The sequence below is a fragment of the Rhodovarius crocodyli genome (genome assembly GCF_004005855.1).
Lineage (GTDB): Bacteria > Pseudomonadota > Alphaproteobacteria > Acetobacterales > Acetobacteraceae > Rhodovarius > Rhodovarius crocodyli.
In genome coordinates, this window is the sequence record NZ_SACL01000009.1 from 14,393 (window position 1) to 35,945 (window position 21,553).

Sequence of the window (21,553 nt, forward strand, 5' to 3'; positions counted from 1 at the left end):
AGCTAGGCGCTACAAAGGAGTGCTACAAACACCCCATCGCAATCGCCCGGAGATCGGCCTTTTACCTAGGTTTCAGCGGCAACTGTCAGAGTTCAATCCTCTCTGGCAGCACCATCTCCCTTCCCCGAAAAATCAGCCGCTTACCCCTGGTTCGTCTGGATCATCTCGCGCACGCGCGGATAGATCATCTGGGCGAAGCGCCGGCCGCTGAACACGCCGTAATGGCCCACACCGGTCTGCAGATGGTGGTGGCGCATCGTCACCGGCACGCTGCGGCACAGGTCCAGCGCGGCCATGGTCTGGCCGATTCCGCAGATGTCGTCGCGCTCGCCCTCCACCGTCATGATGGCAGTGCGGCGGATGGCCTCTGGCCGGACCGGACGGCCGCGCCAGTTCAGCGTGCCGCGGGCCAGCGCATGGTCCTGGAACACGGTCTGCACCGTCTCCAGGAAGAACTCGGCCGGCAGGTCCATCACCGCCAGATACTCGTCGTAGAAGCGCCGATGCTGGTCCGCGCGGGCCGCGTCGCCATCGAACAATGACCAGAACTGCTCGTGATGCGCCTTCACGTGCCGGCCAAGATTCATGGTCATGAAGGCAGAGAGCTGCACGGCGCCCGGATAGACCTTCCGGCCGCCGCCGCGATAGCGGAACGGCACCTCGGAAATCAGGTTGTTGCGGAACCAGCCGATGTCCTTGCCCTCGGCCAGGCGGTTCACCTCGGTGGGGTTCTGCCGGGCATCGATGGGGCCTGCCATCAGCGTCAGGCTGCGCGGCGAACAGCGGTCACGGTCCTCGGCCATGATCGCCACCGCCGCCAGCGCGGCCACCACCGGCTGGCACACCGCCAGCATGTGGGCGCCCGGGCCGATGGCGCGCTGGAAGTTCATGATGTGCTCGACATACTCGTCCAGCCCGAACTTCCCGGCCGACAGCGGCACGTCGCGCGCGTTGTGCCAGTCCGTGATGTAGACGTCGTGATCCTGCAGCAGCACCTGCACCGTGCCGCGCAGAAGCGTGGCGAAATGCCCCGACATCGGCGCCACCACCAGCACCTTGGGCAGCGGATGGGCGATGTCCTTGCGGAAGCGCAGCAGCGTGGCGAAGGGGGTGGAGGTGACGACCTCCTCCTCAATCTCCAGCACCCGGTTCCCGGCGCGCACGGGCGTGATGCCATAGGCCGGGCGGGCATTGCTCAGCCCTGCATGGCCGAACACCTCCAACGCGGCCCGGAGCGCCCGCAGCCCGCCGAACAGCGGGTGCGGATAGCCCCAGGGCTCCAGCAGCCGGCCGAAGGCACGGGCCTGCATCCGCCAGGGGGAAAGCAGGTCCTGCCCCGTCTGCAACACCGGATAGATCATTAGGCAACGCCCCGAAAACCTGCCCCATGTTGCCAGCGACGAGGCGTTTCGCAAAAGCGAATTGATTGTTAGCCTGGGTCCGCAGGAAATGGGGTGCCGCATGTCTGGATCGAAAACCCGGAAGAAGCCCGCCGCGCCGCCGGCACCGGCGGCACCGGCACAGCCGCCCGCTGCCCCTCGGGCGGTGCTGAACATCAGCACCCGCAACTATTCCTCCTGGTCCATGCGGGGCTGGCTGCTGGCCCGGCTCGCCGGGCTCGACTTCAGCGTCCATATCGTTTCGCCCGAGGATCCGCAGGCGAGGGCGGAGCTGCTGAACAACTCCTCCTCCATCCTGCTGCCCTGCCTGGAGCATGAGGGCGCGCGGGTCTGGGATACGCTCGGCATCGCCGAGTACCTGAACGAGCAGTTCCCCGAGGCGCGGCTGTTTCCGGGCGACCGCGTGGCGCGCGCCCGTTGCCGGTCCATCTGCGGCGAGATGCACGCGGGCTTCCAGGCGCTGCGGGCCTCTCTGCCCATGAACCTGCGGGCGCATGTGCCCAATTTTCCCGTCTGGTCCGCCGCGCGGGCCGATATCGCCCGCATCCAGAACCTGTGGCGCGACTGCCTGGCCCAATGGGGCGGCCCCTGGCTGTTCGGGGCGGAAAAGACCGTCGCCGATGCGATGTTCGCCCCCGTCGTCACCCGCTTCCGCAGCTATGACGTGAAGCTGGACGAGGTGTGCGAGGCCTATGCCCGCACCGTCGAGTCCTGGCCCGACTTCCAGGAATGGGTGCAGGCCGCGCGCGCGGAGCCCGAGGCCCGCATCACCGAGCTGGAGTTCGACGCCGAGTTCTGAGCGCCAACCGCCGCCCGCCCCGCGCGTTATCTTCCTGCCCGCAGGACAGGAGATTGCGATGATCCATGCCCGCCGCCAGATGATGCGCCTCGCCCTGCTGGGGTTGGCGGCGCCCGCCGTTGCGCGCGCCCAGCAGCACCCGCCCATCGACGAACTGCACGGCACCCTGACCAAGCGCAGCTTCCAGATGCTGGAGACGAGCGTGGTGCGCCACCTCGACAAGGTGCTGGCGCTGCGCGTCTCGGCAGCTCCTTCCTCGCCCGACAGCGGCTTCTTCTGCGGGGTGGAGAACGGGCTGTTCCTGGCCTATCTGGCGCCGCGCCCGCGCACCCAGGTGAGCGCCACCGGCGGATTTGCCGAGAAGGACGGCATGGTCGAGATCAACGGCGTGTTCCGCGCGACCAATGCCGGCATGAACCAGGGCATCCTGGCCTATGCGCTGGAGCCGGTGCCCGAGGCGGAACGCCCGCCCCAAGGCACCGAGTTCCGCCGCGTCGAGCTGAGCTAGACCTTGCCCAGCGCGCGGTCGACATACATGTCGGCCAGGGGCGCGTATTCGCCCCACATCCGGCGCAGCGCCGCCGCCGGGTCGGGGTCGCTGTCGGCGCGCAGGTCGACATAGGGAAAGCTCTCCCGGTCCACCACCATCAGGGCTGCCGATACCAGCTCCCTGATCTCGCCTCCTGCCGCGGTGCCCGCGTCCAGCGCCGCCAGCAGGCGTTCCGGCAGGGGCGCGCCGGGCTCCGCCTCGAAGGCCGCGACCATCGCCGCCGGCACCTGGTCATTCTTCAGGATATTGCCGACCGCCACGCTGTTCGGCCCCTGCGCGGCGCCGAGGATGGAGGTGATGCCCGCACCCGAGAAATGCGCGCTGGACCCGTCGCGCCCGAGGGCGGCCAATTGCCGGATGCCATGATGCGGCGTGCTGGCAACCAGGGCCGCGATCGCCTCGGCCGGCGTGCAGCCATCTTCCATCAGCATCAGGCCGCGCGGCCCGAGGCGCGGGTCGGTCAGGTTCTGCGTCAGCACCACGCCCACGCCCGCCCGGGCGAACAGGCAGCGGCTGCCGACCGCCGGTGAGGAGGTGGTGATCACGCCCCCCATCATCCCGGTCCGGGCGCAACGCCCCGCGAGCGAATAGGTCATTCGGCGTAGCCGGGGTTCACGCGGTCCAGCAGGCGCAGCATCGCCGGCCAGGCGCGGATGCCGGTTTCCTTGGGCTTGCGCTGGCTGCTGTATTGGCTCGCGGTATGGATCTGCACCTCACGCGCGGGGGTGATGATCTTCCCGCCGGAGGCCATCACGTCCATCTGCACGCGGGCCGCCTGTTCCAGGTAATAATACAGGTAGAAGGCGCCCGGCACGGTATAGCCGCCGGTCAGCAGCCCATGGTTGCGCAGCACCAGCGCGTTGTGATTGCCGAGATCGGCCACCAGCCGCTCACGCTCCGCCAGGTTCAGCGCGATGCCTTCGTAATCGTGGTAGCCGATGTGGTCCGCGAACTCGAGCGCGAACTGGTTGATCGGCAGCAGCCCTTCCGCGAGGCAGGACAGCGCAACACCCGCGCGGGTGTGGGTGTGGATCACGCAGTTCACGTCCGGCCGCGCGGCATGGATCGCGCTGTGGATCACGAAGCCCGCCGCGTTCACCGGCTTGCCGGATTCAAGCGACTTGCCCTCATGGTCGATCTTCACCAGCGAGGACGCCGTGATCTCGGAATACACCGCGCCGAACGGGTTGATCAGGAACTCGTTCGGGCTGCCCGGCACGCGCACCGTGGCGTGGCCGAAGATGGTGTCGTCCATCCCGAAATGGGCGATCAGGCGATAGCAGGCCGCGAGGTCCACCCGCGCCTGCCATTCGGTGTCGCAGACATAGGCCGGGGGGGCGCGATCCTGCACTTCGGTGTTGTGGCCGGAAGACGGCTTGTCGAGCATCGGGGTTCTCCTCAACCGGGGTTGCGCAGGTTTTCGCGCAGCGTGCGCCCGGCATATTCGCGGCGGAACACGCCGCGCTTTTGCAGTTCGGGCACGACCATGCGGCCGAAATCCTCATAGGTCAGCGGGAAGACGGCGGGCGGCAGCACGAAGCCGTCGCAGGCGCCGGAGCGGAACCAGTCCTCCATGATGTCGGCGATCATGGCGGGGGTGCCCGCGATCAGCCCGCGCGGCTTGCGGGCGGCCTGGGCGTAGCTGATGCCCTCGGCCTTCATGCGCTGGGCCATGCGGTCGCGTGAACCCTGCACGCCGGCGCTGCCGGCACCCTGGTCGGCGGCCTCGGGGCTTTCGACATCGGAGAGATCCACGCCCAATAGTGCCGAGTTCGAGGCGAGAACGAGTTCCGGGTCCACGATGGATTCCAGGAACTCCTTCTTCTCGATGGCGATGGATTCCGTCTCACCCACCACCACAGACAGCGAGGGCAGGATCACGCATTCCTCGGGCGCGCGGCCATGGGCGCGCAGGCGCTTCACCATGTCCTCGCGGAACTCCAGGCAGGCTTCCTTGGTCGCGGGGGAGCAGAACACCATCTCGGCCCATTTCGCCGCGAAATCCCGCCCGCGCGGCGAGGAGCCGGCCTGCAGGATCACCGGGCGCCCCTGCGGGCTGCGCGGCATGGACATCGGCCCGCGCGTGGAGACATAGGGCCCCTTGTAGTCGGCGTAGCGGATCTTCGAGGTATCGGCGTAGACCCCGCTTTCGCGGTCCAGCACCAGCGCGTCCTCATCCCAGCAATCCCACAGGGCGGCGCAGGCGGCCAGCACGTCCTCCGCCCGCTCATAGCGCATGTTCTTGTCGGGCATCGCGTCGAAGCCGTGGTTGCGCGCCTCGGCATTATGGCTGCCGGTGACCACGTTCCAGGCGACGCGCCCCTTGCTGAGGTGATCCAGCGAGGCAAGCCCGCGCGCCAGGTAATACGGGTTATGGAAGGTGGTCGCGAGCGTGGCGCCGAGGCCGAGGCGTGAAGTGACGCGCGCCATGATCGGCAGCACCGTCATGGGGTCGAGCAGGGAGACCTGCCCGCCGCGGCCCACATAATCGGCGAAGGTGTTGCGGTACACGTCGGGGATGCCGAGCCCGTCGGCGAAGAAGCCGGCGTCGAAGCGCGCGTCTTCCAGCAGCTTGGCCATGTATTCGAAGCGCGCGGGCTCGAACAGGTCATCCAGCGTGGCCGAAGGGTGGCGCCAGCCGCTGGCGAAGCTCGCGGTCGGGCCGGTCTTCAGATAGGCGACAAGGTGCATCTTGCTCATGGGGCGTATTCCTCAGCCATGGCGGATCAGTTTCTCGAGGCCGATCACCTTCTCGAGCACCAGCACGAGAACCAGTGCGACCAGTGTCAGCACCGTGGCCATGGCCGCCACGGTCGGGTCATCGAAATCGCGGATGTGTTCATAGGCCGCGATGGGAAGCGTCTTGGTGCGGGTGTCGGCCAGGAAGACGGCGATGGAGAAGTTATCCGTGGCCTCGACGAAGGCGAAGATGGCCCCCGCCAGCAGGCCGGCCTTCAACTGCGGCAGCGTGACATGCAGATAGGCGCGCAGCGGTGTCGCGCCCAGGTCGCGCGCCGCTTCCTCCGGCCGCCGGTCCAGCCCGGCGTAGCTGGCGTTCAGGGCGCGCAGCGAGAAGGGCAGGCAGAAGATCGACAGCGCGATCACCAGCCGCGTCAGCGCATCGCCGATGCCCAGCATGGTGAACAGCCCGAGGAAGGCGATGCCGGTGACGACACCGGGCACCACGACCGGCGCGGTCAGCGCCGCGCCCAGCCAAGCTTGCCCTTTTCCGCGCGCCATCAGATGCGCGGTCGGCAGGGCGACCAGCAGCGTGAAGGGCACGACGACCGCCGCGATCATCAGCGTGGCGCGCAGCGCCGGCTGGAACTGGTCGGAGGCGAAGAACTCCCGATACCAGCGCAGCGAATAGGCACGCACCGGCAGGCGGAACATGCTGGCGTCGTTGAAGCTGTAGAACACGACGAAGGCGACCGGGGCCAGTAGGAAGCCCATCACCAGCACCAGGTACAGCGCCCACAGGATGCGCCCGAGCGGACCGCGCCTCATGCCCCGATCCCCCCGGTCGCGAAGCGGCGCAGCAGCGCCTTCTGCAACGCCATCATCAGCATCAGCGCGCCGCAGGAACACACCAGGAAGCCCGCCGAGACGACCGCCGCGAAGGGGATGTCGAAGGCGACGAAGATCTGGTCGTAGATGTAGTTGGCCACCAGCCGCACGCGGCCCCCGCCCAGCATCAGCGGGAACAGGAAGGCGCTGAGCGCGAGTGCGAGCGACAGCGCCATGCCCTCCGCGATCGCGGGCAGCGACAGCGGCAGCGTGACCTTGGCGAAGGTGCGCACCGGGCCGCAGCCCAGGTCACGAGAGGCTTCCTCCAGCGCGCGCGGCACGTTGCGGATGCCGCCCACCACGGTCAGCACGAAGAAGGGCAGGATGAAATGCACCAGCGCGATGCCCACGCCCAATTGGCGATACAGGATGCGCAAGGGCGCCTCGATCAGCCCCATGTTCATCAGCATCGAGTTCAGCAACCCACGATTGCCCAGAATGACCATCCAGCCATAGGCGCGCGTCACGCTGCCCGACAGGAAGGTGGCGACCAGCACCGCGAGGAAGGCCACGCGCAGGAAGCGGCTCTCGGTCCGCGCGATGAAATAGGCGAGCGGGTAGCCGATGATGACCGTCGCCAGGGTGACGATGATCGAGAAGATGAAGGTGTCCGCGAACACCGGCAGCTGCCCGGCACCCGAGAAGAACTTCAGGTAGTTCTCGGCACTCGCGGGGCCCGCCACGCTGGCGGTACCGGGCACCTGCCGCAGCAGGCCGGTGGCGAAGAAGCTGCCATAGGCGCCGGCCAGCACGGCCAGCGCCAGCATCGCCGGCAGGGCGGTGAGGTTTCGCTTCATGCGGCCAGGACCACGGCCTCGTCGGGGTTCACCATCGCGACGCCGACCAGCGCGCCCGGGGCGGGCGGGCCGTCGCGGCGGGGCATGGCCACCTGCAGCGCGCCACCCGGGCAGGTGATCTCGCACAGGGCCTCGGCGCCGGTCATGGCGACGAAGGCGACCTCGCCGACGGCGCAGGCCGCGGGGTCCGCCGGGTCGACCAGGCGCAGCGCGCCGGGACGCAGGCCGAGCGCCGAGCCGGGCAGGGCGGGTGCCGCCACCGGAAAGCGGCCGATGCCCTCGGCAATGAAATGGGTGCCGTCGCCGTGTCCGGCCAGGATGTTCGTCATGCCGGTGAAGCCCGCGACGAAGCGCGTGGCGGGCCGGTCATACACGCCCGCCGGGCGGTCGAACTGGTGCAGGCGCCCCGCATTCATCACCGCCACCCAGTCGGACAGGATATAGGCTTCCTGCTGGTCATGGGTGACGACGACGGTGGTGATGCCCATGCGCTGCTGCAGCTTGCGCAGCTCCACCTGCATTTCCTCGCGCAGGTTGCGGTCGAGCGCCGAGAAGGGCTCATCCAGCAGCAGGATGCGCGGGCGCACCACCAGGCAGCGGGCCAGGGCCACGCGCTGCTGCTGGCCGCCCGAGAGCTGGCTGGGCATGCGTTCGGCCATGGCCGAAAGCTGCACGGCCGCGAGGGCATCGCGCACGCGCTCCGCGATCTCGCTTTTCAGCATGCCCTGGATCTTGAGGCCGTAGGCGACATTGGCCGCCACCGACATGTGCGGGAACAGCGCATAGCCCTGGAACACGGTGGCCGTCGGGCGGCGTTCCGGCGGCAGGGCGGAGATCTCCTGGCCCTCGACGCGGATCGTGCCGGAATCGGTGGCGACGAAGCCGCCGATGGAGCGCAGCAGCGTGGTCTTGCCGCAGCCCGACGGGCCGAGCAGCGTCAGCAGCGCACCGCGTTCCAGCCGGAAGCCGATATCCTGGATGGCGGCGTGGGCCCCGTAATGCTTCGTGAGGCCCGACACCTCAAGCCCGGCGACGGCATCGCCGCCGGGTTCGATACCATGGTTCAATTCGTGACCTCACGGTTGAAGCGCTCGTTCCAGGCCGCGATGTTGGCGTTGATCACGTCGTCATCGAAGCTCACGCGGTCCTGCGGGCGGGGCAGCACGGCGGCGATCTCGGGCAGGGTGGACGCCTGCGGGTGGACCGGGCCCATGCCCTGACCCTGGGCGATGAAATCCTGCATCTCCTTGGTCAGGCAGAAGTCGATGAACTTCGCGGCCGCTTCCTTCTTCGGCGTGTTCACCAGCATCAGCGCGTCATACATCATGGGCGAGGGCGGGGGGCTGATCATGCGGCCCGGCACGCCCGCATCCGACAGGCGCTTCAGGGCGGCCGGCGGCGCGACGAGGACCGAGAGCTCACCCTGCGCGAGGGCCTGGCGGGCGGTGGTGTCGGAGGAATACCAGGTCACGACATTGGGCTTCAGGCGCTTCAGCGCCTCGAAGCCGGGGTCGACATTGCTGATGCTGCCGCCGTTCAGCATGGCGGCCGTGATCAGCACCCGGCCCTGGTAGCTGTTCATCGTCGGCACGCCGAGCTTCTGCGCGAAGCGCGGCTGCCACAGATCCTGCCAGGACGTGATCGGTTCCCGCACCAGATCCGGGCGCCACACGATGCCCAGCTGGTAGAAATACACCCCGATCCAGTGGCTCGCGCGCGCGCCGGGCTCGATGGCCGCAGCACTCGGCAGGCTGGCCATGGGCAGGGGCAGGAACAGCTGGCTATCGGTCTTGGCGCGTTCCGCCACCGAGGAGGTGGTGAACCACACGTCGATGGTGGGGGCGGCGCGCATGCTCTGCAGCCGCACCAGGCCCTCGCCCGAGGTCGCCTGCGTCACGGCATTCACCTTGATGCCGGTCGCCTGCTCAAACCGCTGGCCGACCTGGCGCAGGGAGCCGGTCCAGGTGGTGCCCCACAGCTGGATCGTGATGTCGCGCACAGGGGCCTGCGCCAGCGCGGGCGCGGCAAGCATGGCCCCGGTGGCCCCCAACAGGCCACGGCGCCCCAAAAACATGTCAGCCACGAATCTCTCCTTCGGTGGTCGGTGAAACAGGGTTCGTGTGCGGTGTTTCCGTTTTTTCTTATCAGCGCCGGGTCGTTGCCCGGGCGGTAGCAAGGGTGTTGGCGTAGGCCTGGCGAAGGTGGCGGCGCGCCACCTCCTCGGCCTGCTGCCCGTCGCCGCGCGAAATGGCGGCGGCGATATGGGTGTGGTCGGCGAGCGCCGCCTCGGTCTCCTCGGCGGTCATCATCCGCATCAGCCGCGGGCTGGCGAAGAACATGCGATAGCTCTCGGCCAGGGCGGTCAGGCGCGGGGAGTGGGCGGCGGTGAGCACGGCGTCATGGAAGGCCGCGTTCAGTTCGCTGCGGACCTCGTACTCGCCGCGGTCGCGGCGGTTGCTTTCCTCGGCCAGCGCGCAGATGCGGGCGCGCTGGGCCTCGGTGGCGCGGCCGGCCGCCAGCCGCGCGGCGGCACCTTCCAGCGCCTCACGCGTCAGCACCAGCTCCTCAAGGTCGGCCAGCGGGTCCACCACGAGGTAGCCGTTGCCCTCGGCCGGGCGCAGCAGGCCGCCGGCGGCGAGCCGCGTCAGCGCCTCACGCACGGGCGTGCGGCTGACGCCCATGCGCGCCACGATCTGCGCTTCGGAGAGCTTGGTGCCGTGGGCCAGCTCGCCCTCGACGATGCGGTGGCGCAGCTGCTCGAACACCAGCTCACCCGCGTTGCGGGCAGGCGGCAGGCGCCAGTCGTCGTCGAGCGCCTCGGGGCTCATCAGGCGGCTTCCAGCCCGGCGACCGCGCGGGCGCGGGCGATGGCGCTCTCGCGGTCGAAGGTGGCGAACAGCGCCGCCTCCTGCGCATGCACCGGGGTTTCGGCGAACATCTGGTAGGCCTGGGCGCGGCCGGCATAGGGCGAGGCCGTCAGGTCGTTCAGCAGCGCCAGCGTGCGCAGCCGCGTCTCGGCGGAGTGGTTGCCCACGCGGAAATACTTCTCGATGTCGGGCGCCGTCTCCGGGCTTTCCAGCATGGCGCGGTCGGGCAGCATCACGGGGGTGCCGCCGGCGATGTCGCGCAGCAGGTTCACCATGGGCGAGTAGTTCATCGAGCAGTAGACGCGGCCCGCATTCTGGATCGCCTGGTTCGGCATGATGAAGCCGGCCTCGGTGGTCTCGCAGGCGGCCTCGGCGCCCAGCAGATAGGCGTCGATGGTGGCCTTGAAGACCATCAGCTGGCTGATGCGGCTGCGCACGGGCGGCAGCTTGATGGTGCCGGCCTGCTCGGCGGCCAGCAGGGCGGCGCCCACCAGCAGATCGGCCTTGGCCTGGCAGCGCGCGAGGTACGCCTGGGCGGACCAGCGGCTGAACTCGCTGCGCAGCAGGGCCGCGAGCTCGGGCTGGCGGCTGAACAGCACGTTTTCCCAGGGGATGAACACGTCATCCATCACGATCAGCGTGTCGAGCTCATCGAAGCGGGCGCCCAGCGGCTGGTCGAAGGCATCGAACTCCGCCCCGTGGCGCGACAGCGGCGCGCGGCACAGGTGGCGCACGCCCGGCGCGTTCAGCGGCAGGATGCAGGAGATGGCGTAGTCGCGGTTCTCCTCCACCCAGGCGCCGACCGTGGGCTTGATGAAGGCGATGTGGCCATAGGGCGCGCCGGTTTCGAACTTGGCGCCGCGGATCACGATGCCGGCGTCGGTTTCCTTCACGACACGGGTGTTCATGTCCAGGTCGTGCTGCTCGTACGGGTGCAGCGAGCGGTCGCCCTTGGGGTCCGTGTTGCCGGAGGTCAGGAACAGGTTCTCGCGCTGCAGCCGGTGCAGCCAGCTGGTCGCGGCCTGGGCATAGCGGGGGTCGTACTTGTCCAGCAGCGGCTTGCGGTTGGCCAGCACGAACAGCGGCGTGACGGTCTCGTCGCCGAAGCGGTCCATCGTCGGGCAGATGTCGCCCAGGATGGCGGCGGTGATCAGGCGCCGCTTGGACAGTTCCTCACGCGTGGTGGGGATCTGGTAGATGCGCGCGCCGCGCCCGCCCTCGGGCAGCTCGAAGGTCATGAGGTCCGCGTAGAGCGGGTCATGGTGCATGTCGTAGATGCGGGCCACCGCGTCCACCATGCCCTTGAGCGCGGGGTGGGTCGTGACGTCCTCGACCTTCTCGCCGGAGATCCAGACCTGGCGTCCGTCGCGCAGGCTCTGTCGGTAGTCGTCTCCGGTCAGCAAAGGCATCGAGGGGTGCTCCGTATTCGTCGACGTATACGTATACGGAGTCGTGCGGCATCGCAATATATTTGACACGAATCAAACTCGGCGGCGGAGCCGGTCCGCGCTGGCCTCCAGCAGCTGCGACAAGGCGGCGGCCGGACCGCGGCGCGCGCCCTGGACCACGAACTCCACGTCGCCGAGCTCCGGCAGGCCGGGGCCGTGCAGGGTGGCGAGCCCTTGCGGCACCAGGCTGGCGGCGTGGGGGGCGACCCCCAGCCCGGCCAGCGCCGCCGCATCCACGCCTGTCTGGCTGCCGCTGGTGCAGGCCAGGCGCCAGGCGCGGCCGGCGCGCTCCATCACCTCCAGCACGCGCAGGCGGGTGATGCTGGGCGGTGCGAGCAGGATCAGCGGCAGGGGCTCGGCGGGGTCGAAGCTGGTGCCGGGGCGGCCGATCCAGACCAGGGGCTCACGCCAGACCAGGCGCCCGCGCGGGTCACCCTCCGGCCGCTTGGCGAAGACGAGGTCGAGCGCGCCCTCGGCCAGGCGGTTATACAGTTCGCCGCTGACGCCGACCGTCAGTTCCAGTTCGACGCCCGGGTTGGCCTGGGTGAAGTCGCGCAGGATATCGGGCAGGCCCTGCAGCAGCACGTCCTCGGACGCGCCGAAGCGCAGCCGGCCGCGCAGCTTCGCCGCCGAGAAATGCCGGCGCGCGCGGGCCTCGATATCCAGCACGGAGCGCGCGAAGCCCAGCATGGCCTCGCCATCGGCGGTGAGTGCCACGCTATGGGTGTCGCGGATGAACAGCCGCCGGCCGCAGGCGGCCTCCAGCCGGCGGATATGGCCGCTGACGGTGGATTGCTGCAACGACAGGTGCCGCGCCGCGGCGGAGAAGCCGCCCCGGTCGGCCACGGACTGGAAGCTGCGGAGCAGGACGGGATCGAGCACGGTTATCATGAAAGACGATCACCATCAGCATGACAAGCGTGGTTCACAATGAGGGGTGTGCGGCGCAGTTTGCGCCCATGAAATTCCGCCTGCCCATCGACGCCTTCGTCGCCACGCTGCTCGCCACCGTGGCGCTCGCTTCCTTCTTCCCCGCGCGCGGGCTGGGCGAGGAGGTGCTGGGCCATGCCACCACCATCGCGATCGCCTTCCTGTTCTTCCTGTATGGCGCGCGGCTGGCGCCGCAGGCGGCGGTGCAGGGGCTGGCGCAGTGGCGGCTGCACCTGGCGGTGATGTCCGTCACCTTCGTCGTGTTCCCCGTGCTGGGGCTGGCCGCCGGGCTGCTGCCGGATGCGGTACTCTCGCCGTCGCTGAAGGCCGGCGTGTTGTTCCTGTGCCTGCTGCCCTCCACCGTGCAGTCCTCCATCGCCTTCACCTCCATCGCGCGCGGCCATGTGGCGGCGGCGGTGTGCAGCGCCTCGGCCAGCAACCTGCTGGGCATGGTGCTGACGCCACTCCTCGTGGCCGCGCTGATGTCGGGCGTGTCGGGCAGCGGCTTTTCCTTCGACGCGCTGCGCGGCATCGCGCTGCAGCTGTTCCTGCCCTTCGCGGCGGGGCAGGCCCTGCGCCCCTGGATCGGGGGGCTGATCGCCCGCAACAAGGCGATCCTGGGCCGCATGGACCGGCTCTCCATCCTGCTGGTCGTCTACGCGGCCTTCAGCGAGGGCGTGCGCGAGGGCATCTGGCACCAGCTGGCCCCGGTGCAGCTCGCCATGCTGGCGGTGCTGTGCATGGCGCTGCTGGCCGCCGCCCTGGGCATCAGCCTGCTGATCGCACGCCGCATGGGCCTGGCGCGGGAAGATGAGATCGTCCTGGTCTTCTGCGGCTCCAAGAAGTCGCTGGCGAGCGGCCTGCCCATGGCCAGCGTGCTGTTCGCCGGCGGCCAGGTGGGCCTGGTCGTGCTGCCGCTGATGCTGTTCCACCAGATCCAGCTGATGGTCTGCGCCTGGCTGGCGCGCCGTTATGCGGAAGGCCCGCAGCTGCACGCCATCGCCGCGGAGTAGTTGAAAACGGTTGTATCACCGCGCATATCGGCTCCCGCCTGTTGAGGACGAGGGAGCGGGTTGTGAGCGAAACCGTTGAACGTCATGAATTCGGGGCCGAGGTCGGCCGCCTGCTGGAACTGGTGGTGCATGCGCTCTACTCCGAGCGCGAGATCTTCCTGCGGGAGCTGGTGGCCAATGCCGCGGATGCCGTGGACCGCCGCCGCTTCGAGGCGCTGACCGACACCTCGCTCGCCGCCCCCGCCGAGGCCAGGCTGCGCATCACGCCCGACAAGGAAAAGGGCACGATCACCATCTCCGATGCCGGCATCGGCATGAGCAAGCAGGAGCTGGCGCAGCATCTGGGCACCATCGCGCGTTCCGGCACGCTGGCCTTCGCCAAGTCGCTGACCGAGGCGCCCGCGGACGACAAGCCCAGCCTGATCGGCCAGTTCGGCGTCGGCTTCTACTCCGCCTTCATGGTGGCGGACGAGGTGGACGTCACCTCCCGCCGCGCGGGTTCTGAGGAGGCCTGGAAATGGTCCTCGGACGGGAAGGGCGCCTACACCCTGGCCCCGGCCGAGCGCGCGGATGCCGGCACCGACATCGTGCTGTGGATGAAGGACGACGCCGAGGAGTTCCTGGACCCCTGGCGCCTGAAATCCATCATCCGCAAATGGGCCGACCACATCACCATCCCCATCGTGCTGGTGGAGAATGGCGAGGAGACCCCGGCGAACGAGGGCACCGCCCTGTGGCGCAAGCCCAAGTCGGAAGTCACGCCCGAGCAGTACACGGAATTCTACCGCCACGTGGCCCATGCCTTCGACGAGCCCTGGGCCACGCTGCACTGGCGCGCCGAGGGTGCCATGGAATTCTCGGCCCTGCTGTTCATCCCGGGCGAGAAGCCCTTCATGGCCGTCGAGGACACGCGCGAAAGTCGCGTGCGGCTGCATGTCCGCCGCATGTTCATCACCGACCAGGCCGAGATGCTGCCCAACTGGCTGCGCTTCGTGCAGGGCGTGGTGGATACCGAGGACCTGCCGCTCAACGTCTCGCGTGAGATGCTGCAATCCACCCCGGTGCTGGCCCGCATCCGCAAGGCCGTGACCAACCGGGTGATGAGCGAGCTGAAGTCCAAGGCCAAGGATGCCGAGGGCTATGCGAAGTTCTGGGAGAATTTCGGCGCGGCGCTGAAGGAAGGCGTCTATGACGACGCCGAGCAGCGCAGCGAGATCGCGCAGCTGCTGCGCTTCCGCTCCTCCTCGGTCGAGGGCTGGACGTCGCTCGCCGACTACGTCTCCCGCATGAAGGAGGGGCAGGAGGCGATCTACTTCCTGGCCGGCGACGATGCCGCGCGGCTCGCGAAATCGCCCCAGATCGAGGGCTTCCGCGCCCGCGGGGTGGAGGTGCTGCTGCTGGGCGAGCCGATCGACGCCTTCTGGCCCGAGCGGCTGGGCAATTTCGACGGCAAGCCGATCCGCAGCGTGACGCAGGGCGTGGCCGACCTCGCCAAGCTGGGCGAGGCGCCGGCCGAGGAAGGTGCCGATGTCGCCCAGTTGCTGGCCCGGCTGAAGGACGCGCTGAAGGAGGAGGTCTCCGAGGTGCGCGCGACGGACCGGCTGGTGGACAGCGCGGTGGTGCTCTCGGCGCCCGCCCATGGGCCGGACCTGCAGATGCAGCGCGTGATGCGCCGCGCCGGCCGCAGCATGGCGGGCGGGCTGCCGGTGCTGGAGATCAACCCGCGCCATGCGCTGATCCGCAAGCTGGCGGCTGAGGCCGGCACCGATACGGCGCTGGAGGACAAGGCCGGGCTGCTGCTCGACCTGGCGCTGGTGCAGGATGGCGAGCCCCCGCGCGACCCGGCGGGCTTCGCGCAGAAGGTGGCGGCGATGCTCGCCTAGGCGAGTTGCGGCCGGTAGGTCCCGAGGCACCATATACTGCCCTCGGGGTCCCGGCAGATGAATTCGCGGCTGCCATAGTCGCGGTCCACCAGCGGTTCCAGGATCTCGGCGCCGGCCGCCTCCGCGCTGCGGAAGGCGGCGTCGATGTCCTCGACCGCCAGATACAGCGACTTGCCCCCCTGGTTGCCGGGCTCACCCACCAGGCGGCCGTAGTCGTCCTTGCGCACCGCGCCCAGCATGATGACGGAGCCGCCGAGCGCCAGCTCCGCATGGGCGATCGCGCCGTCCTGCCGGTGTTCTGCCGTGACGACGAAGCCGAAAGCGGCCTTGAGGAAGGCCACGGCGGCGTCGGGGTCACGGCAGCGGAAGGTGGGGAAGATGCAGGGCGGCTGGGTCATGCGGCGTCTCCTTGCCGGGGCAACGTCCGGTGCAGCGGGTCGTTGCCATCGCATTGATCCGTGGGCGATCATACCGGCCAGGCAAGGATGGACGCCCACGCATGGAGAAGCAGGCCGAAGGCCGGGAAAAGCGGGTCGCGGTCATGGTGGACTGCGACAATGTTCCCCCCGCCATTCTGGAGGATGCGCTGCGCATCGCCGCCCAGTTCGGGCGGATCGCGCTGCGGCGGGCCTATGGCACCGCCCCCAGCCTGGTCCAGGGCTGGCAGCAGATGCTGATGCTCCATGCCTTCACGCCCTGTCTGCAATTCGCCTACGCGGCGGGCAAGAACACCTCGGACATCGCGCTGGCCCTGGACGCGCTCGAGGCGCTCTGCGACGGCAAGGCGGAGGTGTTCTGCCTCATCACCAGCGATTCCGATTTCGCCACCCTGGCCCGCAAGCTGCGTGAGCGCGACGGGCTGGTGTGCCTCATCGGCGAGGCCAAGGCGCCGCAGGCGCTGCGCAATGCCGGCGACGAGTTCTTCGAATGGGCCGCACCCAGGCCCGATGAGAGCGAGGCCGCGTCCTCGAAGGCAGTGGCCGGCCCCGCCGCGAAGCGCCGTCCGAAAGGCCTTCTCAACGCCGTGACCCTGCTGGCTGGCGACAGCGCCGAGGGTACGGTGACCCTGAGCGCCCTCGGGCAGTATCTCAAGCGCACCGACCCGGCCTTCTCCCCAAAGACCTACGGCCATTCGGGGCTGCTCGACATGGTGCGCAGCTATGACCGGATCGCTGTCCGGCGGGACAGCAACGGCGCCTGGCTGGTCGGCCTCGCCTAGCCGCCTCGGGCGACGCGCCCCTCCAGCGGGTATGCAGGGTCATTGTAGCCCGGCGTCGAGGGATGGCCCGCGGGCACCAGGCTGTCCACCAGCGCCTCGTCCTCCGCCGTGAAGGCGTAGTTCAGGGCGCCTACGTAATCCTCCCACTGTGCCTCGGTGCGGGGGCCGGCGATGGGGGCCGTGATCAGCTTGTTGTTCAGCACCCAGGCCACGGCGAACTGACCGGCCGTGACGCCCCGCGCCTCGGCATGGGCGCGCAGCTTCTGGGCGATCTCCAGGCTCTCGGGGCGCCATTCGGTCTCCATCATGCGGCGGTCGGCGCGGCCCGCGCGGCTTTCGGGGTCGGGGGCCGCCTGGCTGGCGTATTTGCCGGTCAGCACGCCGCGCGCGAGCGGCGAATAGGGCACCACCCCCAGCCCGAAATGCGCGCAGGCCGGCAGGTGCTCCACCTCCGGCATGCGGTTCAGCGCGTTGTAATAGGGCTGGCTGACGATCGGCCGGTCGATGCCGATCTCGTCGCAGAGGCGGCAGATCTCGGCCACGCGCCAGGCGCGGTAGTTGGACACGCCGAAATGCAGGATCTTGCCGTCGCGGATCAGCTGGGCGAGGGCCAGTACCGTCTCCTCCAGCGGCGTCGCGTGGTCTTCCTTGTGCAGGTAGAGGATGTCGATCTCGGTGCCGAGGCGCGTCAGGCAATCCTCGGTGGCCTGCAGCGTGTGGCGTCGGCTCAGCCCGCGGTCGTTCGGGCCCGGGCCCACCGGGTTCGCGATCTTGGTGGCCAGCACCCAGTGCCGGCGATGCGCCTTGATGGCGCGCCCGACCACGACCTCCGACTCGCCGCCGTTATAGGCGTTGGCGGTGTCGATGAAGTTGATGCCCTGGTCGCGGGCACGGTCGGTGATGCGGGCGGAAGTCGCCTCATCCGTCGCGCCGCCGAACATCATGGTGCCGAGGCACAGCGGCGACACCTTCAGGCCGCTGCGGCCGAGGGGGCGGTACTTCATGGTCGTCTCCCGGGGATTTCTCCCCGGAAGGCTATGCGGTGATGCCCCCTCGTGAAAGGGGGCAGCGCCTTACTTCGCGGCCTTGGCGCGCTCGATGGCGGCGGTGATCAGGGCCTTGGCCTCGTTCACGTCGCCCCAGCCCTTCACCTTCACCCACTTGCCGGGCTCAAGGTCCTTGTAGTGCTCGAAGAAGTGCTTGATCTGCGCGACGGTCGCTTCCGGCAGGTCCGTCAGCGTCTTCACGTTCAGGTACTTCTTGGTCAGCTTGTCGGACGGCACGGCGATGATCTTCTCGTCCTCGCCGCCGTCGTCCTCCATCTTCAGCACGCCGATCGGGCGGCAGTTGATGACCGCGCCCGGCATGATCGGGCGGCTGTTGGCCACCAGCACGTCGATCGGGTCGCCGTCCTCGGACAGCGTGTGCGGCACGAAGCCGTAGTTGCCCGGGTAGCGCATGGGCGTGTGCAGGAAGCGGTCGACGAACAGGACACCCGCGTCCTTGTCCATCTCATACTTGATCGGCTCCCCGCCGATCGAGACCTCGATGACGACATTCACGTCGTCCGGGGCCTTCTTGCCGGTGGGGATCGCGTCGATGTTCATGCCAGGCTCCCTGGGCTTGGGTTTGCCGGGCTTAACCACGAAGCGGGCGCGGATTCAATCCGCACCCGCCTGAATCCGCATCAATCCTTCTGGGGGCCGCCCTGCTGGACGCCCATGGTCAGGATGAGGGAGACGAGCTCCGCCTGCCGGCACAGGCCGGTCTTGGCGAACAGGGCGCGCAGCTGGGAGCGCACGGTGTGCACCGAAACGCCGCGCAGGGAGGCACAGTCGGCGGCCGCGAGGCCATCGGCCAGGTCGAGCGCCAGCGCCGCCTCGGCGGCCGTGAAGCCGAAGGCCTCACGCAGGAAGGCCTGGCTCGGCAGGCGCCGGCGGGAGGGGTCGAGGATGGTGACCATCGCGCCGATGCCCTCCATCGGCTGGAAGCACACCATATAGGGCGGCGGGCCCTCGCCGCGCATCAGCGGCATCTCGGCCGGGCGGCCATGGGCGGCGGCCAGCAGAGAGGTGGCATAGCGGCTGCGCTGCGTGGGCTCGGCCGGCACGATGCCGAAGCTGCCATGCGGCGTGAAGGCGGAGGGGTCGACGCGCAGCAGGCGGTGCATGGCGCGGTTCAGGAAGCGGGCGGAGCCATCCGGCCCATGCAGGGCGATGGCGAGGCTCTGGCCATCCAGCGCCGCGGCCAGCATGGCCATCTCGGCGTTGGGCTCGGCTGCGGGGGGCACCGGCATCGGTCGGCGCGACAGCAGCATCCCCAGCTCGGCGGGGGCGGTGATGTGGGGCGATTCGCTCGGCATGGTGGTTTCTCCTCGGCTGATGAGGAGGTTTTGCCGCACCGAGCGTCAGTGCCTTGTCAGGCGAGCGTTAAACGCCCCGTTAGACGGGGCGTTTTTTCGCGTTAATCGGCACCGCCTTCGCCGGCCGCGTCGCTGTTCAGCGTGATGTACTTGGGCAGGCCGATCTGACGGATCAGGTCGAACTGGGTATCCAGGAAGTCGGAATGGCCTTCCTCATCCGACAGGATGCGGAACAGCAAGTCGCGGCTGACGAAATCACGCACCTGCTCGCAATAGGCGATGCCCTCACGAAGATCAGCGATCGCCTTCTCTTCGATCTTCTGGTCGCATTCCAGCACTTCCTGGACGCTCTGGCCGATCAGGATGTGGTTCAGGCGCTGCACATTGGGCAGGCCGCCGAGGAAGAGGATGCGCTTGATGAGGTCGTCAGCGTGCTTCATCTCTTCGATGGATTCGCTGTACTCATGCTTGGCCAGCTTCGTCACGCCCCAGTCATCCAACATGCGGGCGTGAAGGAAATATTGATTGATGGCCGTCAACTCATTCGTGAGTTGAGTATTGAGATGTTCGATGACCTTGGGGTCGCCCTTCATCGCTCGCGCTCCTGTCTCTGTGCGCGATGTCATGGGCTATTGCGCGCTCTCAAGTCAAGCGCGCGGTTTTTCCTGCTCAGGACTGCGAATGATGTTGAGAATGGTTTGCGTGCAGCAGCCGCATTGGGCGGAGCAGCCGCATTGCGTGTAGACCTCTCCGGGGCGCGCGGCCCCGGCGGCCAGGGCGGCGCGGATCGCCGCCTCGCTCAGCGCGTTGCAGGAGCAGACGATCATCGCCAGCCGGCCCTCTGCATCAGGCGCAGGGCCTCGGGCACTTGGCTTGCCAGCGCACGCGGGTCCACCGGGTCCTGCTTGAAGCTGCCGAGCCCCGCGAGGAACGGGTGCACCGGCGCGCCGGTCACGGCCGGGAACTCCATGTTGCCCATGGCGAACTGGCCCTGGGCCTCGGGGGTCGAGAGGAATTCCAGGAAGGCGCGGGCGGCTTCCTTGTTGGGGGCGGTCTTGACCAGACCCGCGCCCGACACGTTCACATGCGTGCCGCGATCGCCCTGGTTGGGGAACAGCACGCCGGTGCGCGCGGCCAGATCACGGTCCTCGGCGCGTTCGGAGATCGCCATCAGCCCCAGATAGTAGGAGTTGGAGACGGCGATGCGGCCCTGGCCGGCCAGAACGGCGCGGATCTGGTCGCGGTCGCCGCCGGCGGGCGGGCGGGCCAGGTTGGCGGCAACGCCCTTGGCCCAGTTCTCGGTGGCGGCGACACCGTCGGCCGCGATGATCGAGGCCGCGAGGTTCACGTTGTAGACGTGGTTGGAGCTGCGCGCGCAGATCATGTTGGCGAATTCGGGCTTCGCCATGTCCTCGTAGCGCGCCAGGCCCGCGGGCAGGCCGCGCGCCTTGTCGTACATCAGCACCCGGGCGCGGGTGGTGAAGCCGAACCAGTGGCCGTCAGGGTCGCGCAGATGCGCGGGGATGCGGCTTTCGAGTGTCGCGTTGCGGATCGGCTCGAAGATGCCGAGCTCGGTCGCGCGGACCAGCCGGGCGATGTCGACCGTGACGAGCACATCGGCGGGGCTGTTGGCGCCCTCGGCGCGCAGGCGCTCCATCAGCTGGTCGATATTGGCCTCGACCACGCGGACGCGGATGTTGGTCTGGCGGGTGAACGCCTCCCACAACGCCTTGTCGCTGTCGTAGTGGCGGGCGGAATACAGGTTGATCGTGCGTTCCTGCGCGATGGCAGGTGTTGCGAGCAGCGTGGGCAGAGCGAGAATCTGTCGGCGCAGCATGGCGGTTCCCCGGTGGAGACCGCCATGTAGCGGGAGTGCGAGGCATTCGCAAGTGGGTTGCGAATGCCTCGCATCCGAATGTCACGGTTGCAATGAAGCCAGATACTTCGCCCGCATGCCGGCACCCGTCATCAGGAAGGAATGGTCGTTCCCCGACAGGATGAACCGCGCGCCGAGAGCGATGTATTTCGGCGCCCAGGTCTCGTCATAGACGCCGCCCATGCCCAGCACCTTGCCGTGCTTGTGGCAGGCGGCCCCCACGCGGGCATAGGCCGCCTGCACATCCGGGTGGCCGATCTGGCCAGGGATGCCCATGGTGGCCGTGAGGTCGGAGGTGCCGAACATCAGCACATCGAGCCCCGGCACGGCCGCGATCTCCTCGGCGTTCTCCACCGCCTCGGGGGTCTCGATCATGGCGGCGATCAGGACCGTCTCATTCACTTCCTTCTGGGCGGCCGCGACGTCGGGCGCCTTCAGCCCGTACAGGAAGGGCGGGCCGCCCCAGCTGCGCATGCCCACGGGCGGAAAGCGGAAGGCCTTCACGATCTCACGCGCTTCCTCGGCGGTGTCGATATGCGGCACCACGACGCCGAGGGCGCCGTTGTCCAGCGCGCGCGTGCCCTCGAACAGCGCGTCCTTGCAGCAGCGCACGATGGGCGCGACACCCTGGCCGAGCGCGGCGATGGCGATGTTCGAAGCGTCATCGACCGACATGGCGCCGTGCTCCATGTCGATGAACAGCCAGTCGAAGCCGTTGGCGGCCGCGATCATGCCGGCCGAGGGGCCGCGCAGGTGGTGCACGCCGAAGCCGAGGGCGAGCTTGCCCGCGCGGATATTGGCCAGCGCGCGATTGGGGGTGATGGGCATGGTGGTTCCTCCTG

Annotated in this window: 24 protein-coding genes; 5 read left to right on the forward strand and 19 right to left on the reverse strand. The window is 68.7% G+C overall.

Annotated features, from left to right (window positions below; genetic code table 11):
• Positions 1–140: 140 nt before the first annotated feature.
• Positions 141–1,361: a polyhydroxyalkanoate depolymerase gene (locus tag EOD42_RS20435; RefSeq protein ID WP_127789442.1), complete on the reverse strand. Its 1,221-nt coding sequence runs from the start codon at positions 1,359–1,361 to the stop codon at positions 141–143.
• A gap of 100 nt (positions 1,362–1,461) precedes the next feature.
• On the opposite strand from EOD42_RS20435, the gene EOD42_RS20440 reads away from it, so the two are divergent.
• The gene (locus EOD42_RS20440) at positions 1,462–2,199 is read left to right on the forward strand and encodes a glutathione S-transferase (RefSeq protein ID WP_127789443.1); all 738 of its coding nucleotides are present in this window, start codon (positions 1,462–1,464) and stop codon (positions 2,197–2,199) included.
• Positions 2,200–2,257: 58 nt separating this feature from the next.
• Positions 2,258–2,707, forward strand: coding sequence for a hypothetical protein (locus EOD42_RS20445; protein ID WP_127789444.1), 450 nt, complete (start codon positions 2,258–2,260; stop codon positions 2,705–2,707).
• On the opposite strand, the gene EOD42_RS20450 is transcribed toward EOD42_RS20445, so the two are convergent.
• From EOD42_RS20450 to EOD42_RS20495, 10 genes are all read right to left on the reverse strand, one after another.
• The gene (locus EOD42_RS20450) at positions 2,704–3,345 is read right to left on the reverse strand and encodes a DUF1028 domain-containing protein (RefSeq protein ID WP_127789445.1); all 642 of its coding nucleotides are present in this window, start codon (positions 3,343–3,345) and stop codon (positions 2,704–2,706) included. The genes EOD42_RS20445 and EOD42_RS20450 overlap by 4 nt on opposite strands.
• The gene (locus tag EOD42_RS20455) at positions 3,342–4,136 is read right to left on the reverse strand and encodes a class II aldolase/adducin family protein (protein WP_127789446.1); all 795 of its coding nucleotides are present in this window, start codon (positions 4,134–4,136) and stop codon (positions 3,342–3,344) included. Before EOD42_RS20455 ends, EOD42_RS20450 begins: the two co-directional genes overlap by 4 nt.
• An 11-nt stretch (positions 4,137–4,147) precedes the next feature.
• Positions 4,148–5,449 carry an NtaA/DmoA family FMN-dependent monooxygenase gene (locus tag EOD42_RS20460; protein WP_127789447.1) on the reverse strand — a complete coding sequence of 434 codons (1,302 nt, stop codon included), beginning with the start codon at positions 5,447–5,449 and terminating at the stop codon, positions 4,148–4,150.
• Positions 5,450–5,461: 12 nt separating this feature from the next.
• A complete protein-coding gene (locus tag EOD42_RS20465) occupies positions 5,462–6,256 on the reverse strand; it encodes an ABC transporter permease (protein ID WP_127789448.1) in 795 nt (264 codons plus the stop codon).
• A complete protein-coding gene (locus EOD42_RS20470; protein WP_127789449.1) occupies positions 6,253–7,113 on the reverse strand; it encodes an ABC transporter permease in 861 nt (286 codons plus the stop codon). The genes EOD42_RS20465 and EOD42_RS20470 overlap by 4 nt, the downstream gene beginning before the upstream one ends.
• Positions 7,110–8,180 carry an ABC transporter ATP-binding protein gene (locus EOD42_RS20475; protein ID WP_240655234.1) on the reverse strand — a complete coding sequence of 357 codons (1,071 nt, stop codon included), beginning with the start codon at positions 8,178–8,180 and terminating at the stop codon, positions 7,110–7,112. Before EOD42_RS20475 ends, EOD42_RS20470 begins: the two co-directional genes overlap by 4 nt.
• On the reverse strand, positions 8,177–9,187 hold the full coding sequence (locus EOD42_RS20480) for an extracellular solute-binding protein (RefSeq protein ID WP_240655242.1): 1,011 nt from the start codon (positions 9,185–9,187) through the stop codon (positions 8,177–8,179). The genes EOD42_RS20475 and EOD42_RS20480 overlap by 4 nt, the downstream gene beginning before the upstream one ends.
• A gap of 70 nt (positions 9,188–9,257) precedes the next feature.
• The gene (locus EOD42_RS20485) at positions 9,258–9,941 is read right to left on the reverse strand and encodes a GntR family transcriptional regulator (protein WP_127789451.1); all 684 of its coding nucleotides are present in this window, start codon (positions 9,939–9,941) and stop codon (positions 9,258–9,260) included.
• The gene (locus tag EOD42_RS20490) at positions 9,941–11,389 is read right to left on the reverse strand and encodes a 4-hydroxyphenylacetate 3-hydroxylase family protein (RefSeq protein WP_127789452.1); all 1,449 of its coding nucleotides are present in this window, start codon (positions 11,387–11,389) and stop codon (positions 9,941–9,943) included. Before EOD42_RS20490 ends, EOD42_RS20485 begins: the two co-directional genes overlap by 1 nt.
• A gap of 72 nt (positions 11,390–11,461) precedes the next feature.
• A complete protein-coding gene (locus tag EOD42_RS20495) occupies positions 11,462–12,319 on the reverse strand; it encodes a LysR family transcriptional regulator (RefSeq protein WP_206020417.1) in 858 nt (285 codons plus the stop codon).
• Positions 12,320–12,387: 68 nt separating this feature from the next.
• Here EOD42_RS20495 and EOD42_RS20500 point away from each other — a divergent pair, with 68 nt between their 5' ends.
• Both EOD42_RS20500 and htpG read left to right on the forward strand, forming a co-directional pair.
• Complete coding sequence (locus EOD42_RS20500) at positions 12,388–13,371, forward strand: bile acid:sodium symporter family protein (RefSeq protein ID WP_206020418.1); 984 nt, start codon at positions 12,388–12,390, stop codon at positions 13,369–13,371.
• A 62-nt stretch (positions 13,372–13,433) separates the two neighbouring features.
• Positions 13,434–15,254, forward strand: a complete 1,821-nt coding sequence (gene htpG / locus EOD42_RS20505; protein ID WP_127789455.1) for a molecular chaperone HtpG — start codon at positions 13,434–13,436, stop codon at positions 15,252–15,254.
• Here htpG and EOD42_RS20510 read toward each other — a convergent pair.
• A complete protein-coding gene (locus EOD42_RS20510; protein WP_127789456.1) occupies positions 15,251–15,652 on the reverse strand; it encodes a VOC family protein in 402 nt (133 codons plus the stop codon). The two genes, htpG and EOD42_RS20510, sit on opposite strands and share 4 nt — an antisense overlap.
• A gap of 101 nt (positions 15,653–15,753) precedes the next feature.
• Between EOD42_RS20510 and EOD42_RS20515 the strand changes: the two genes are divergently transcribed.
• Positions 15,754–16,473 (forward strand): NYN domain-containing protein, encoded by a 720-nt coding sequence (locus EOD42_RS20515; RefSeq protein ID WP_127789457.1) that lies wholly within the window; start codon positions 15,754–15,756, stop codon positions 16,471–16,473.
• Here EOD42_RS20515 and EOD42_RS20520 read toward each other — a convergent pair.
• From EOD42_RS20520 to EOD42_RS20550, 7 genes are all read right to left on the reverse strand, one after another.
• Entirely contained in the window at positions 16,470–17,477 is a 1,008-nt protein-coding gene (locus EOD42_RS20520) for an aldo/keto reductase (protein WP_127789458.1), read from the reverse strand. The two genes, EOD42_RS20515 and EOD42_RS20520, sit on opposite strands and share 4 nt — an antisense overlap.
• Before the next feature lie 69 nt (positions 17,478–17,546).
• Complete coding sequence (gene ppa, locus EOD42_RS20525; protein ID WP_127789459.1) at positions 17,547–18,080, reverse strand: inorganic diphosphatase; 534 nt, start codon at positions 18,078–18,080, stop codon at positions 17,547–17,549.
• Between the two features lie 80 nt (positions 18,081–18,160).
• A complete protein-coding gene (locus tag EOD42_RS20530) occupies positions 18,161–18,835 on the reverse strand; it encodes a helix-turn-helix transcriptional regulator (RefSeq protein WP_127789460.1) in 675 nt (224 codons plus the stop codon).
• A gap of 101 nt (positions 18,836–18,936) precedes the next feature.
• Positions 18,937–19,428 (reverse strand): bacterioferritin, encoded by a 492-nt coding sequence (bfr, locus tag EOD42_RS20535; protein ID WP_127789461.1) that lies wholly within the window; start codon positions 19,426–19,428, stop codon positions 18,937–18,939.
• 54 nt (positions 19,429–19,482) lie between these two features.
• Positions 19,483–19,662: a (2Fe-2S)-binding protein gene (locus EOD42_RS20540; RefSeq protein ID WP_127789462.1), complete on the reverse strand. Its 180-nt coding sequence runs from the start codon at positions 19,660–19,662 to the stop codon at positions 19,483–19,485.
• Positions 19,659–20,672, reverse strand: coding sequence for a Fe(3+) ABC transporter substrate-binding protein (locus EOD42_RS20545; protein ID WP_127789463.1), 1,014 nt, complete (start codon positions 20,670–20,672; stop codon positions 19,659–19,661). The genes EOD42_RS20540 and EOD42_RS20545 overlap by 4 nt, the downstream gene beginning before the upstream one ends.
• Before the next feature lie 81 nt (positions 20,673–20,753).
• Positions 20,754–21,539 (reverse strand): HpcH/HpaI aldolase family protein, encoded by a 786-nt coding sequence (locus EOD42_RS20550; RefSeq protein WP_164868041.1) that lies wholly within the window; start codon positions 21,537–21,539, stop codon positions 20,754–20,756.
• Positions 21,540–21,553: the final 14 nt, after the last annotated feature.

What these genes read in the sequence shown, in the direction of transcription:
- EOD42_RS20435 (WP_127789442.1), bottom strand. Translation starts at nt 1,361, where the DNA reads ATGATCTATCCGGTGTTGCAGACGGGGCAGGACCTGCTTTCCCCCTGG.
- EOD42_RS20440 (WP_127789443.1), top strand. Translation starts at nt 1,462, where the DNA reads ATGTCTGGATCGAAAACCCGGAAGAAGCCCGCCGCGCCGCCGGCACCG.
- EOD42_RS20445 (WP_127789444.1), top strand. Translation starts at nt 2,258, where the DNA reads ATGATCCATGCCCGCCGCCAGATGATGCGCCTCGCCCTGCTGGGGTTG.
- EOD42_RS20450 (WP_127789445.1), bottom strand. Translation starts at nt 3,345, where the DNA reads ATGACCTATTCGCTCGCGGGGCGTTGCGCCCGGACCGGGATGATGGGG.
- EOD42_RS20455 (WP_127789446.1), bottom strand. Translation starts at nt 4,136, where the DNA reads ATGCTCGACAAGCCGTCTTCCGGCCACAACACCGAAGTGCAGGATCGC.
- EOD42_RS20460 (WP_127789447.1), bottom strand. Translation starts at nt 5,449, where the DNA reads ATGAGCAAGATGCACCTTGTCGCCTATCTGAAGACCGGCCCGACCGCG.
- EOD42_RS20465 (WP_127789448.1), bottom strand. Translation starts at nt 6,256, where the DNA reads ATGAGGCGCGGTCCGCTCGGGCGCATCCTGTGGGCGCTGTACCTGGTG.
- EOD42_RS20470 (WP_127789449.1), bottom strand. Translation starts at nt 7,113, where the DNA reads ATGAAGCGAAACCTCACCGCCCTGCCGGCGATGCTGGCGCTGGCCGTG.
- EOD42_RS20480 (WP_240655242.1), bottom strand. Translation starts at nt 9,187, where the DNA reads ATGTTTTTGGGGCGCCGTGGCCTGTTGGGGGCCACCGGGGCCATGCTT.
- EOD42_RS20485 (WP_127789451.1), bottom strand. Translation starts at nt 9,941, where the DNA reads ATGAGCCCCGAGGCGCTCGACGACGACTGGCGCCTGCCGCCTGCCCGC.
- EOD42_RS20490 (WP_127789452.1), bottom strand. Translation starts at nt 11,389, where the DNA reads ATGCCTTTGCTGACCGGAGACGACTACCGACAGAGCCTGCGCGACGGA.
- EOD42_RS20495 (WP_206020417.1), bottom strand. Translation starts at nt 12,319, where the DNA reads ATGATAACCGTGCTCGATCCCGTCCTGCTCCGCAGCTTCCAGTCCGTG.
- EOD42_RS20500 (WP_206020418.1), top strand. Translation starts at nt 12,388, where the DNA reads ATGAAATTCCGCCTGCCCATCGACGCCTTCGTCGCCACGCTGCTCGCC.
- EOD42_RS20510 (WP_127789456.1), bottom strand. Translation starts at nt 15,652, where the DNA reads ATGACCCAGCCGCCCTGCATCTTCCCCACCTTCCGCTGCCGTGACCCC.
- EOD42_RS20515 (WP_127789457.1), top strand. Translation starts at nt 15,754, where the DNA reads ATGGAGAAGCAGGCCGAAGGCCGGGAAAAGCGGGTCGCGGTCATGGTG.
- EOD42_RS20520 (WP_127789458.1), bottom strand. Translation starts at nt 17,477, where the DNA reads ATGAAGTACCGCCCCCTCGGCCGCAGCGGCCTGAAGGTGTCGCCGCTG.
- ppa (WP_127789459.1), bottom strand. Translation starts at nt 18,080, where the DNA reads ATGAACATCGACGCGATCCCCACCGGCAAGAAGGCCCCGGACGACGTG.
- EOD42_RS20530 (WP_127789460.1), bottom strand. Translation starts at nt 18,835, where the DNA reads ATGCCGAGCGAATCGCCCCACATCACCGCCCCCGCCGAGCTGGGGATG.
- bfr (WP_127789461.1), bottom strand. Translation starts at nt 19,428, where the DNA reads ATGAAGGGCGACCCCAAGGTCATCGAACATCTCAATACTCAACTCACG.
- EOD42_RS20540 (WP_127789462.1), bottom strand. Translation starts at nt 19,662, where the DNA reads ATGATCGTCTGCTCCTGCAACGCGCTGAGCGAGGCGGCGATCCGCGCC.
- EOD42_RS20545 (WP_127789463.1), bottom strand. Translation starts at nt 20,672, where the DNA reads ATGCTGCGCCGACAGATTCTCGCTCTGCCCACGCTGCTCGCAACACCT.
- EOD42_RS20550 (WP_164868041.1), bottom strand. Translation starts at nt 21,539, where the DNA reads ATGCCCATCACCCCCAATCGCGCGCTGGCCAATATCCGCGCGGGCAAG.